The following is a 12471-nucleotide window of genomic DNA, read 5'->3' on the forward strand; positions in this document are numbered from 1 at the left end:
GGGGGACACCATCCGGCATGACGGATCGGAGGTTGGGGAATCAACGCCTCAGCAGCTGAGCCGTCGTGGCGGCCCGGACTGGCTGATTGGCAATGAGGGCGGGTTTCACGGGGACGATTCCCTGCCTATCCTGGAAGGGCCGCATACCGGCCGCCCCCCGGCGGCCGACGACGAGGAGGACTCCGTGCCGCTCTCGGAGCACGAGCAGCGAATGCTCGAGCAAATGGAGCGAGCGCTGTACGCCGAAGATCCCAAGTTCGCGACAGCGCTCGAGGGAAGTGGGCTGCGTACATATACCCGGCGACGGGTCTACCAGGCAGTTGCTGGCTTCCTGGTGGGAATCGCGCTCCTCATGGCCGGAATGGTCGCCCAGCAGATCTGGATCAGCGTGGTGGGGTTCCTCGTCATGCTGGGCTGCGCGGTGCTCGCGGTCACCGGTTGGCGCAAGGCGCCGAAGCCGGGTGAGCAACAGGCAGTCCGCGCGGGTGGTGCGGGTGAACGTCGGCCCAAACAGCGCCGGTCCGTGATGAACCGGATCGAACAGCGGTGGCAGCGTCGCCGCGACGAGCAGGGCCAGTAGGCGCTCAGAAACACTTATGGGTGAGGGGCGGTCGCATTTCTGCGACCGCCCCTCACGCGTGCGCCCGGAGGAAGGAGCGTCTGCCCGGCCGGTCGTACGGGGTGGGGCGTGCGGGATGGGGGCGCCGGTAGGGCTCGCCGTGCGACGGCCGGGCCGTGGGCCGGGGCCGGCCTGAGGGGCGGGCCTGTGTGGTGCGGGGCCGGGGGTGGACCCGAGGGGCGGGCCTGTGTGAGGTGCCGGGGGGCCTGTGCGGTGTGCGGGGCCGACCCGAGGGCCGGGCCCTGTTAGGTGTGCGGTGAACCGAACGGACCTGAGGGCGGACCTACCCGACGCGTGCCCCGGACTGACCTACCGACGCGGCCCGCTCCTCGGGCGGGCCCGAGGAGCGGGCCCGCCCGAGGCGTCGGTGTCAGCCCTGCTGGCGGGACGGGCGCCGCAGCCACGCGGGCCGCTGTGGTGCCCGCCACCGGCCGGTCAGTGCCGCCCGGCGCTCCGACACCGCCCACATCACCCGTACGGCCGATCGCGGTGCCACGACCGCACGGAACCGGGCGAACCGGTCCGCCGAGCCCCGGAGGCCCGCCCGTACCTTCTGGGCGTCGTCCGCGAGCCCCGACACCGGCTGCGGCTCCGGTGCGTAGAGCACCTGCTCCACCGCGCTCGCCACCCGGTGCACCGCCTCGGCCGCCTCCGTGTCCAGCCGGCCCATCCGTACCACCCGGTCCGCGGCCTTGCGCGGCGTCCGGGACTCGTCCGGTTCGATGCCGTGGTCCCACGCGGTGTCGGTGATCTCCTGCCAGACCGCCAGCGTTCTCGCGGTCGCGTCCGCCGGGGTGCGCCCGGTGGAGGAACCCAGCCGCCGGGCCCGTACCCGAGTCCGCCAGAACATGGGAAGCAAGGGGATCAGCAGGACGAGCACGGCCGCCAGGACCACCGCGAGCACCGTGCCCGCGGGTGTCCCCGTGTCCGTGGGCGTCACTGCCCCCGGGAGCGCCGAGCTGCCGCACTCGCCCTGCCGGCGCATCTGGGCCGGGCAGCTGTCCGAGGCGGACGGCGTGGCCGGCGCCGCTGCCGAGGCGTCCGTCTCGGGCTGGGCCGGATCGGCGGCGCTGTCGGAGGGTGCGTCCGGCACGGTGTACGACGGAGTGGAGCCGCGCGTCGGCGTGGGCTCGAAACGGGTCCATCCGACGCCCTCGAAGTACAGCTCCGGCCAGGCGTGCGCATCGCGCAGGCCGACCGACATCGAGCCGTCCGACTGTGCGGTGCCGGGCGTGAAGCCCACGGCGACCCGGGCCGGGATTCCCAGCGTCCGCGCCATCGCGGCCATGGTGAACGAGAAGTGGACGCAGAAGCCCCGCTTGTCCCTCAGAAAGCGGCCGATCGCTGCGCTGCCGGTACCCGAGTTCACCGAGGTGTCGTACGTGAAGCCGCCCTCGGAGGCGAAGTAGTTCTGGAGCTTCACGGCCTGCTCGTAGGCGTTGGTGGTCCCCTTCGTCACCTCGTCGGCCGTCTTCCTGACCACCTCGGGCAGGGAGTCGGGCACCCGGGTGTATTCGCGGAGCAGGGCTGCGGGGGCCGTACCCGCGCCCGCGAGCTGGCCGGCGGTCGGCTGCACGACCAGGCTGGAGACCTCGTACTGCGCCCCGCCGGTGGTCTCCCCGTCGTCACCGACGAGCGTGCGCCCCTCGGGCTCGTACCGCCAGCGCCCGCCCACCCGCACCTCGGTCGCCGGGTAGGGGAGCGGCAGGTAGGTCTGCTGGTAGGAACCGGATGCGGAGATGTTCGTGCTGATCTCCGTCACCGCGACGTCCGGCGAGAGGCCCGCCGGGTTGGGGAGCCGCTTCGGTACGTCCCTCAGACGCCGGGTGGAGGCCCGCCACTCGTTTCCGTTGAACTGGTCCAGGGCCAGGATGCGGAGGTAGAAGTCCTGCACACCGGACGCGTTGGTGCGGTACGACATCACCTCCCGGTTCTCCGGCTGGTTGAGGTTGTTCTGCAGCGAGACCAGCGGGTTGACCGCGGAGATGGTGCCGCCGCCACCGCCCTTGCCGTTTCCGCCCCCCGTGCCGGCCAGCAGTCCGCTGTCGAGCGCGGGCAGGGCTGCGGGCACGACCAGTGCGATTCCCAGCGCGAGCGCGCCGATGCGCCGCCCGGTGCGCACCGGGGCGAGGGCCCCGCCGCCCGAGGCGCCGATGCCGGAGGCGGAGCCGCCCCCGGACCTGGCCGCTCCGGCGAAGACCCGTCCCCACTGGGAGAGCCGGTCACGACCTTCGGCCAGCAGGAGGAGCAGATAGCCGCAGGCGGCCAGCAGGAACCACAGCCAGTCCGCGCTTCCGTCGGAGAGACCCGCCGCGACGGAGTAGAGGGCCAGCAGGGGCAGCCCCGCCGGAGCGGCGCTGCGGAACGTCACCGCCAGCGCGTCCACCGCGAGCCCGATCAGCAGCACACCGCCCACCAGCATCAGCCGGATGCCGGGCGTGTCCGGTGCCGGGATCGCGTACCGCCCGACGTCGTCGGCGCCCACCGTCAGCAGGTTCACGAGCCGCTGCACGGACTGCGGGCCGGGCAGGAATCCCGCCAGCGCCTCCTCCCGGGCGAACACCACGGTCAGCAGCATCACCAGGACGATCGCCTGCACGCCGACGGTCAGCAGCCGCGGAAGCGGCACCCGTCGGCCGAGGGCCCCCACACCGCACTGGATGGCCAGCAGGAACGCGGCCTGCAGGAACCAGGTGACCGGGTCGACGAGCGGCAGCATCGAACCAGCCGCCATCAGCGTCGCCGCAAAGGCGCACAGCGCCAGCCGACCACGACCGCTCATGACCGTCCCCTCATGACCAACCACCGGAGAAACCTGTCGTACCGCCCGTCGCTCCGCCCACCGCGGCGGACTGGCTCGGCGAACCGTGGCGGCTCGCCTGCAGCCACAGCGGGGCGAGATCCGTGCCGGGCCGTACCGGAACCGCCGTCCACCCCGACTCGCGCAGCAGCCGGAGCCGCTGTTCACAGGCCGCATCGGAGGCCGGCGACTCGCCGTGCACCCAGGCGGCGCTGTCCAGGACGAACGCGACGCCCCCGCCGCTGCGCCGGCGCATCCGGGCCGCGACGGCGGCCTGCTCCTCGTCCAGCTCGCCGAAGAAGGCGATCAGCAGGCCCTCGTCGCCACCGCGCAGTACGTCGTACGCACGCGAGAGACCTCCCCCGTCGGAGTGGTCGACCACCGCGAGGGCGTCCATCATCAGCCCGGCCGATTCCGCCGAGTCCTGGGCGAAGCCGCTCTCACCCTCGCCCGGCACCGCCGTACCGTCGTCCGTCAGCAGCCGGACCGCGAAGCCCCGCTCCAGCATGTGCACCAGCGTGGAGGCGGCTCCGGAGACGGCCCACTCGAACGCCGAGTCGGGCCCCGTCCCCTGGTAGGCGGTCCGGCGGGTGTCCAGCAGCACCGTGCACCTGGCCCGCTGCGGCTGCTCCTCGCGACGCACCATCAGCTCGCCGTAGCGTGCGGTGGAGCGCCAGTGGACGCGGCGCAGGTCGTCGCCGTGCCGGTATCCGCGCGGAATGACGTCGTCCTCGCCCGCCAGCGCGAGCGACCGCTGCCGTCCCTCGCCGTAACCGGCGGCCTCGCCCGCCAGCCGCACGGGGGGCAGCGGCTCGGTCCGGGGGATGACGACGAGCGTGTCGTACGCGTGGAACGAGCGGGTCAGCTCGCACATCCCGAACGGATCACTCAGCCGCAGTTGCAGGGGACCGAGCGGGTAGCACCCCCGCAGGTCCGACCGTACGCGGTAGGACACCTCGCGCCGCCCGCCCGCCTCCACCCGGTCCAGGACGAACCGGGGCCGGGGGCCGAGCACATAGGGCACCCGGTCCTGGAGCATGAGCAGACCGGTGGGCAGCCGTGAGATGTTGTCCATCCGCAGATGGACCCGTGCCTCGGAGCCCGCGGGCACCCTGGACGGCGAGAGCCGACGGGTGCCGGCGACCCGGTAGCGGGTCCGGAAGAGCACCGTCACACAGACCAGCGGCAGCACGGCGAGCAGCAGGCCGACCCGCAGCAGATCTCCCTGGCCCAGCACATAGGCGCAGACCGCGGCGGCGATCCCGGCCGCCAGGAAGGACCGTCCGCGCGTGGTCAGGCCGCCCAGGGCGGCCCGCAGACCGCCCTTGTCGTCGCTGTCGTCCATCGCGGTCGGCCCCCCGGCGGCCATCAGAGCCGCCGTGTGCCGGGCTGCTGCCGGCCGCCGTACACCGCGCCCGGCTGGTGCGGAGGCACCGGGGCGGCCGCGCCGCCCGACGCCGTCGGCACGGGCGTCTGCTGAAGGATCTCCAGCACCACCTGTTCGGCTGTGCGGCGGTTCAGCTGGGCCTGCGCCGTGGGCAGCAGCCGGTGGGCCAGCACGGCGGCGGCGAGGGACTGCACATCGTCCGGCAGGCAGTAGTCGCGGCCGTTCAGCGCGGCGGAGGCCTTGGCGGCACGCAGCAGGTGCAGGGTGGCACGCGGTGAGGCGCCGAGCCGGAGATCGGGGTGGCTGCGCGTGGCACCGACGAGCTGCACCGCGTACCGCCGGACGGCCTCGGCGACGTGGACCGTGCGCACCGCCTCGATCAGCTTCACGATGTCGTGGGCGTGCGCCACCGGCTGGAGGTCGTCCAGCGGTGAGACGCCGCCGTGCACGTCGAGCATCTGCAGCTCGGCCTCGGCGCTGGGATAGCCGATCGACACCCTGGCCATGAACCGGTCGCGCTGGGCCTCGGGCAGGGGATACGTGCCCTCCATCTCGACCGGGTTCTGCGTGGCCACGACCATGAACGGGTCGGGCAGCTCGTAGGTGTGGCCGTCGATGGTGACCTGACGCTCCTCCATCGACTCCAGGAGCGCGGACTGGGTCTTGGGCGAAGCGCGGTTGATCTCGTCGCCGATCACGATCTGGGCGAAGATCGCGCCCGGTTTGAACTCGAAGTCGCGGCGCTGCTGATCGAAGATGGACACACCGGTGATGTCCGAGGGCAGCAGATCCGGTGTGAACTGGATGCGCCGCACCGAGCAGTCGATCGACCGGGCCAGCGCCTTGGCCAGCATGGTCTTGCCCACCCCGGGCACGTCCTCGATCAGCAGATGGCCCTCCGCGAGCAGCACGGTCAGCGAGAGGCGTACGACCTCGGGCTTGCCCTCGATCACACTCTCCACCGACCTGCGCACCCGCTCCACTGTGGTGGTCAGATCTGTGAGGCTCGCTCGATCGTCATAGGTCGTCACCCGGCCCTCCTCGGCCCTGCCCCACGCTCGCCAGGAGCAGCGGGATTCCCCAGTCACGGACCGGTGCCCTTGTGCGGCCCGGCCCACCCCGAAACACGGATACCGCGCCGGACGCGGGGTCCGACGGGGTGTCACACCCGCATTCTTGTTGCCGTTACCGCTTCGTGTCACTCGCCTGTGGATAACTGGAGCCGATATGTCGGGTTAGGAGGGATTTTCGCTGCCGGAATGTGCCCGTCCGGCATCCCCGTGCGAGGAAACCGGAAGGATCTCCACCCCTGATGTCAGGAAGCCGGAAGGGTCTCCGCCCCTGCCGTCAGGAAACCGGAAGGATCTCGCGCAGCCGACCGGTGGTCACGTCGAAGACGAAACCGCGCACGTCGTCGGTGTGCAGCAGGAACGGCGAGGTGCGGACCCGCTGCATCGACTGGCGCACGTCCTGGTCCGCGTCGCTGTAGGCCTCCACCGCCCAGGCCGGCCGCTGGCCGACCTCCATCTCCAGTTCCTGACGGAACTCCTCGGTGATCGACTCCATGCCGCAGTTCGTGTGGTGGATCAGTATCACGCTGCGCGTGCCGAGGGCCCGCTGGCTGATCGAGAGCGAGCGGATCACGTCGTCGGTGACCACGCCGCCCGCGTTGCGGATGGTGTGGCAGTCGCCGAGGGCGAGGCCGAGCGCCTTGTGGAGGTCGAGCCGGGCGTCCATGCAGGCGACGACGGCGACGCGCAGCACCGGCTTCGCGTCCATGCCGGGATCGCTGAACGCGGACGCGTACTGGGCGTTCGCCTCGACCAGGTCGTCGGTGACGGTGCCACCGGTGCGGGCCCGGTCGGCGGCGGGGGCGGAGGGCTCGGCGGAGGAGTGCGTGGAAGTCGACATGAACAAGACGTTAGCTCCCACCGGCCGCGGCGGCGTGGTGTGGATGCGGACAAAGAACGTCAACGTCGCTTGTTGTGAGGTACCCCACAAGCCTCACACTCGGTCACCCGGTCGGGTGAACAACGCGAGGGCCGACGCGCTGTCGGGTTGATTGATCGGGAATCGATCGAATGGCAGGGTGGACTAAAGTGACGGGAAGTTACCGACACCCTGCACATTCCGATGTATTCCCCGTGTGCGCGGCGTACGTACGGCCCGGCCCTCTCCCGCTCGCCGGTCGGCTGACGCCCCTTCCCCGGCGCCGGCGGACCTCCCCTTCGCGAGCGGGCGGGGACCAGGCCGTACGTCCGCGCCCCGGGACCTGAGCCTGAGAGGGCGCATGAGCCAGACCCGACACGTCCCGGTGATGCTCCAGCGGTGCCTGGACCTGTTGGCCCCGGCTCTGGAGGCACCGGGCCCCCAGCCGCCCGTGGTCGTCGACTGCACTCTGGGCCTCGGCGGACACAGCGAGGCGCTGCTCTCCGCCTTCCCCACCGCCCGGCTGATCGCGCTCGACCGGGACAAGGAGGCGCTGCGCCTCTCGGGTGAGCGGCTCGCCCCGTACGGCGACCGGGCCACGCTCGTGCACGCCGTCTACGACGAACTGCCCGAGGTGCTCGACCGGCTCGGCGTCCCCAAGGCCCAGGGCGTTCTGTTCGACCTCGGCGTCTCCTCCATGCAACTGGACGAGGCCGACCGCGGATTCGCGTACGCCCAGGACGCCCCGCTCGACATGCGCATGGACCAGACGACCGGCATCGGCGCGGCCGAGGTGCTCAACACCTACCCGCCGGGCGAGCTGGTCCGGATCCTGCGTGCGTACGGCGAGGAGAAGCAGGCCAAACGGATCGTCTCCGCCGTCGTGCGCGAACGCGAGAAGGAACCCTTCAGCAACAGCGCCCGGCTCGTCGAGCTGATCCGTGACTCGCTGCCGCAGGCCGCCAAGCGCACCGGGGGCAACCCGGCCAAGCGCACCTTCCAGGCGCTGCGCATCGAGGTCAACGGCGAGCTCACCGTGCTGGAGCGGGCGATCCCGGCCGCGGTGGCGAGTCTCGCCGTCGGCGGGCGCATCGCCGTCCTGTCGTACCACTCGCTGGAGGACCGCCTGGTCAAGCAGGTGTTGGCGGCGGGTGCCGCCAACACCGCACCGCCCGGTCTGCCGGTCGTCCCCGAGCGCTACCAGCCCCGGCTCAAGCTGCTGACCCGTGGTGCCGAGCTGCCCACCGAGGAGGAGGTCGCCGAGAACCGGCGCGCCGCCCCCGCCCGGCTGCGCGGGGCCCAGCGGATCCGCGAGGAGGAGCGATGAGCAGGGGACGCCCGGAGACCTCGCGGACCCGGCCCGGAGAAGGAGTGGCGCGGTGAGCGGACCGGCCGGCCAGCTCAAAGGGCGCGCCGCGCGGCTCAGCCGGCTGATGCCGTCCGGGCCGAGCAACGCGGCCCGGACCCCCTTCGTCCTGCTGGTCGTGCTGCTCCTGGGCGGCGGCCTGATCACCCTGCTGCTGCTCAACTCCGCGCTCAACGAAGGATCGTTCCGGCTGAGCGAGCTGAAGAAGCGCACCACCGGTCTCACCGACGATCAGCAGGCGCTCCAGCGCGACGTCGACAACGCCTCCGAACCCGACGCCCTGGCGCGGCGGGCACGGGAACTGGGCATGGTCCCCGGCGGCAGCCCCGCCTTCCTCGACGCGAACGGCAAGGTCCGCGGCGTGCCCTCCGCCGCCGGCCCCGCGCCGTCCACCGCGGCGCCGAAGCCCGACACCCCCGAGCCGCCCCCCGTCGCCCCGCAGGCCGCGGCCTCTTCCCGCTCCACCCCTTCGCCCGCCGCGTCGGGCACCACGGCGGCCGGGCCGAGCACGCCCGCGGCCGAGCCCGGCGCGTCCGCGACCGGTGCCGCCCCGGCGGGGCCGAGCGCCTCCGCGAACGCGCGAACCCCGGCAGCACAGCCCTCCACGAGCCCCGGCAGGTGATGTAGTGCCCTCCCAGGAACCACCGCGCCGCCGGGTACCCGGCCCCGCCCGCCCGCGAAGCGGCGCGGCCCGGTCCTCCGGCCGCCCCCGGCCATCGGCCCGCCCCGAGCCGCGGCGGCGGCCCTCGTCCGCTGCGCCGCGCGGACGGACCCCGCGCGGCCGCTCCGGCCGTCCGCTGCGCCTCGGCAGCCCACGGCCGCGCCTGCGGCTGGTCAGCCTGGCCCTGTCCCTCGTCATGATCGCGTTCGTCGTGCGGCTCCTCCAGGTCCAGGCCGTCGACGCCAACGCGTACGCGGCCAAGGCCGAGAAGAACCGCTACCTCAGCTACACCGTCGCCGCCGAACGCGGCGAGATCACCGACCGCGGCGGCATCGCGCTGGCCACCAGCGTCGACGCGTACGACATCACCGCCGACCCCAAGATGTTCACCCCGGCCGACAGCAAGGCGCCCGACGCTCCGCAGCAGGCCGCCGCGCTCCTCGCGCCCATCCTCGGCGTCGAGGCGTCCGAACTGACGAAGAAGCTGTCGAAGCCCAAGAGCCGCTACACGGTCCTGGCCCGCAGGCAGACCCCGCAGGTCTGGACGCAGATCAAGGACCTCAAGTCCGTCTTCGCCGAGAAGGCCGCGAAGGACAAGGCGGCAGGCGGCAGCGGGGCCAACGTGCTGGCCGGCGTCTTCCAGGAGTCGACCACCAAGCGCGTCTACCCCAACGGCGGTCTCGCCGCCGGGATACTGGGTTACGTCAACGCAGAGGGCAAGGGCGCGGGCGGCCTCGAATCGCAGCTGGACAAGGAGCTCGCGGGCGAGGACGGCACGATCAAGTACGCCCAGTCCGGCGGCCGCCGGGTGCCCACGGCGGGCACCAAGGAGGTCCCCGCCGTCGCCGGTTCCGACATCGAACTGACCATCGACCGCGACATCCAGTGGGCGGCCCAGAAGGCCATCTCCGACCAGGTGGAGAAGTCGAAGGCCGACCGCGGCTACGTCGTCGTGCAGAACACCCGGACCGGCGAGGTCCTCGCCATGGCGAACGCCCCGGGCTTCGACCCCAACGACCTCTCGCAGGCCGACGCCGCCTCCCTGGGCAACGCCGCACTCCAGGACGTGTACGAGCCCGGTTCCACCAGCAAGGTCATGTCGATGGCCGCCGTGCTGGAGGAGGGCGTCGCCACGCCCGGCACCCATGTCACGGTCCCCAACCGGCTGCACCGGGGCGACCGGCTCTTCAAGGACGACATCGACCACGAGACCTGGTACCTCACGCTCAACGGCGTACTCGCCAAGTCCAGCAACATCGGCACCATCCTGGCCACCGGGCAACTGGGCAAGACGCAGGCCGAGTCGAACAAGGTGCTCTACTCCTACCTGCGCAAGTTCGGCATCGGCTCGCCGACCGGACTCGGCTACCCGGGTGAGACCGCCGGAATCCTCGCCAAGCCGCAGGACTGGTCGACCTCGCAGCAGTACACGATTCCGTTCGGCCAGGGCCTCTCGCTCAACGCCATGCAGGCCGCATCGATCTACTCCACGATCGCCAACGGCGGTGTCCGGATCGAACCGACCCTCGTCCGCGGTACCAAGGGAGCCGACGGCCGCTTCACCGCCGCCGAGGCCCCCGAGCAGAGGCGGGTGGTCAGCACCAAGACCGCCAAGACGCTCGCGAGCATGCTGGAGTCGGTCGTCGGCGACGAGGAGGGCACCGGAACGAAGGCCAAGATCCCCGGCTACCGGGTCGCGGGCAAGACCGGTACGGCCAACCGAGTCGATCCGGTCCGCGGCGGCTACCACGGCTACACCGCCTCCTTCGCCGGTTTCGCACCCGCCGACAACCCTCAGATCACCGTCTACTGCGCCATCCAGAACCCCACCAAAGGCAGCTACTTCGGCGGCCAGATCTGCGGCCCCATCTACAAGCAGGTCATGGAATTCGCACTGAAGACGCTGCAGACCGCCCCCTCCGGCGACGAGCCGGCCCGGCTGCCGGTGTCCTTCAAACCCGGCGAGTGAACTCGGGGAGACCCTCAGTGACAACCATCACCCCCGATCCAGGGAACCGGAACGGGAACCACCGCACCCCCGCCCCCTCACTTCGCGAGAGGCCGGGTGTGCCCGGTACGCTCACCGCCGTGCCCCACGCTGAACAGTCCCGAACCACCCAGAAGGACGCCCCTGTGAACTACCCGGGAGCGCCCCGCCCGGATCGGCTGCGGCCGACTTCCCTGGTGACGCTGGCAGCCCGGCTGGGAGTCGAACCGCCGGGCCATGGCGAAGTCACCGGCATCACCCACGACTCCCGGGCCGTACGCCCCGGGGACGTGTACGCGGCGATGCCGGGTGCCCGTCTGCACGGTGCCGACTTCACCGCCCAGGCCGCCGGTCTCGGCGCCGCCGCGATCCTCACCGACCCGGCGGGCGCCGAACGCGCCGCGGCCACCGGACTCCCGGTGCTGGTCACCGAGGACCCGCGCGGCCGGATGGGCGAACTCGCCGCCGAGATCTACGGACACCCCGGCGCCGACCTGCTCCAGATCGGCATCACCGGAACCTCCGGCAAGACCACGACCGCCTACCTCATCGAGGGCGGCTTCCGCGGCGCCGGGCGCGACACCGGTCTCATCGGCACCGTGGAGATGCGGATCGGCGACGAACGCATCAAGTCCGAGCGCACCACCCCCGAAGCGACCGATCTGCAGGCCCTGTTCGCCGTGATGCGCGAACGCGGCGTGGACGCGGTGACGATGGAGGTCTCCAGCCACGCCCTGGTGCTCGGCCGGGTCGACGGCTGCGTCTTCGATGTCGCGGTCTTCAACAACCTCAGCCCGGAGCACATGGAGTTCCACTCCGGCATGGAGGACTACTTCCAGGCGAAGGCCCGGCTGTTCACCCCGCAGCGCAGCAGGCAGGGCGTCGTCAACTACGACGACGAGTACGGCCGCAGGCTGATCACCGAGGCGTCCGTCCCCATCACCACGTTCTCCGCCGAGGGCCACCCGGACGCCGACTGGCGCGCCGAGGACGTCGAGGTGGGCCAGCTCGGCTCCACCTTCACCGTCGTCGGGCCCAAGGGCGAGCGGGCCGCGGCCGAGGCCCCGCTGCCCGGTCCGTTCAACGTGGCCAACACCCTTGCCGCGATCGTCACCCTCGCCGTCGCCGGCATCGACCCGCAGACCGCGGCCGACGGCGTCGCCGCGGTGCCCGGAGTGCCCGGCCGGCTGGAGCGGGTCGACGCCGGACAGCCGTACCTCGCACTCGTCGACTACGCGCACAAGACCGACGCCGTCGAGTCTGTACTGCGCTCCCTGCAGAAGGTCACCGAGGGCAAGGTGCACATCGTCCTCGGCTGCGGCGGCGACCGCGACACCACCAAACGCGGCCCGATGGGCGCGGCGGCGGCCCGGCTCGCCGACACCGCCGTACTGACCTCCGACAACCCCCGCTCCGAGGACCCCCTCGGCATCCTCGCCGCCATGCTCGCGGGCGCCGCCGAGGTGCCCGTCCACGAACGCGGTGACGTCCTGGTCGACGCCGACCGGGCCGCTGCCATCGCGGCCGCCGTCGGCCGCGCCGCACCCGGTGACACCGTGCTGATCGCAGGCAAGGGCCACGAGCAGGGCCAGGACGTCCACGGAGTGGTGCGCCCCTTCGACGACCGGGTGGTCCTGCGCACGGCCATCGAGCGGTCCCTGGGACACGAGAACACCACCCACCGTGCCCCCACCCACGAGAACAACAGTCAGGGATGACCAA

At 72.1% G+C, this 12471-nt stretch carries 9 protein-coding genes; 5 read left to right on the top strand and 4 right to left on the bottom strand.

From position 1 onward, the window contains the following. Positions 1-184 precede the first annotated feature (184 nt). Positions 185-580 carry a DUF3040 domain-containing protein gene (locus ACGFZA_RS19515; RefSeq protein ID WP_385279429.1) on the top strand — a complete coding sequence of 132 codons (396 nt, stop codon included), beginning with the start codon at positions 185-187 and terminating at the stop codon, positions 578-580. Between the two features lie 409 nt (positions 581-989). Here the strand turns inward: ACGFZA_RS19515 and ACGFZA_RS19520 are convergent, their stop codons facing one another. The 4 genes from ACGFZA_RS19520 to ACGFZA_RS19535 form a co-directional block, all read right to left on the bottom strand. Next, positions 990-3401, bottom strand: a complete 2412-nt coding sequence (locus tag ACGFZA_RS19520; protein ID WP_393680467.1) for a DUF3488 and DUF4129 domain-containing transglutaminase family protein — start codon at positions 3399-3401, stop codon at positions 990-992. 10 nt (positions 3402-3411) lie between these two features. Continuing rightward, positions 3412-4788, bottom strand: a complete 1377-nt coding sequence (locus tag ACGFZA_RS19525; protein WP_385279434.1) for a DUF58 domain-containing protein — start codon at positions 4786-4788, stop codon at positions 3412-3414. Then, entirely contained in the window at positions 4788-5837 is a 1050-nt protein-coding gene (locus tag ACGFZA_RS19530; protein ID WP_385279437.1) for an AAA family ATPase, read from the bottom strand. The genes ACGFZA_RS19525 and ACGFZA_RS19530 overlap by 1 nt, the downstream gene beginning before the upstream one ends. A 316-nt stretch (positions 5838-6153) precedes the next feature. After that, the gene (locus ACGFZA_RS19535) at positions 6154-6717 is read right to left on the bottom strand and encodes a beta-class carbonic anhydrase (protein ID WP_393680470.1); all 564 of its coding nucleotides are present in this window, start codon (positions 6715-6717) and stop codon (positions 6154-6156) included. A 379-nt stretch (positions 6718-7096) separates the two neighbouring features. Here ACGFZA_RS19535 and rsmH point away from each other — a divergent pair, with 379 nt between their 5' ends. The 4 genes from rsmH to ACGFZA_RS19555 all read left to right on the top strand — a co-directional run bounded on the left by rsmH (position 7097) and on the right by ACGFZA_RS19555 (position 12467). Continuing rightward, positions 7097-8062, top strand: a complete 966-nt coding sequence (gene rsmH / locus ACGFZA_RS19540) for a 16S rRNA (cytosine(1402)-N(4))-methyltransferase RsmH (protein ID WP_393680472.1) — start codon at positions 7097-7099, stop codon at positions 8060-8062. A gap of 106 nt (positions 8063-8168) precedes the next feature. Then, a complete protein-coding gene (locus ACGFZA_RS19545) occupies positions 8169-8723 on the top strand; it encodes a cell division protein FtsL (protein ID WP_393680532.1) in 555 nt (184 codons plus the stop codon). A 4-nt stretch (positions 8724-8727) separates the two neighbouring features. Continuing rightward, positions 8728-10731, top strand: a complete 2004-nt coding sequence (locus tag ACGFZA_RS19550; RefSeq protein WP_393680474.1) for a penicillin-binding transpeptidase domain-containing protein — start codon at positions 8728-8730, stop codon at positions 10729-10731. 17 nt (positions 10732-10748) lie between these two features. Then, positions 10749-12467: a UDP-N-acetylmuramoyl-L-alanyl-D-glutamate--2,6-diaminopimelate ligase gene (locus tag ACGFZA_RS19555; RefSeq protein ID WP_393680476.1), complete on the top strand. Its 1719-nt coding sequence runs from the start codon at positions 10749-10751 to the stop codon at positions 12465-12467. Positions 12468-12471: the final 4 nt, after the last annotated feature.

The organism is Streptomyces sp. NPDC048211 (assembly GCF_043202315.1).
Lineage (GTDB): Bacteria > Actinomycetota > Actinomycetes > Streptomycetales > Streptomycetaceae > Streptomyces.

Excerpts from the sequence above, each read along its gene's own strand:
- rsmH (WP_393680472.1), top strand. The coding sequence starts at position 7,097 with ATGAGCCAGACCCGACACGTCCCGGTGATGCTCCAGCGGTGCCTGGAC.
- ACGFZA_RS19535 (WP_393680470.1), bottom strand. The coding sequence starts at position 6,717 with ATGTCGACTTCCACGCACTCCTCCGCCGAGCCCTCCGCCCCCGCCGCC.
- ACGFZA_RS19525 (WP_385279434.1), bottom strand. The coding sequence starts at position 4,788 with ATGGCCGCCGGGGGGCCGACCGCGATGGACGACAGCGACGACAAGGGC.
- ACGFZA_RS19520 (WP_393680467.1), bottom strand. The coding sequence starts at position 3,401 with ATGAGCGGTCGTGGTCGGCTGGCGCTGTGCGCCTTTGCGGCGACGCTG.
- ACGFZA_RS19545 (WP_393680532.1), top strand. The coding sequence starts at position 8,169 with ATGCCGTCCGGGCCGAGCAACGCGGCCCGGACCCCCTTCGTCCTGCTG.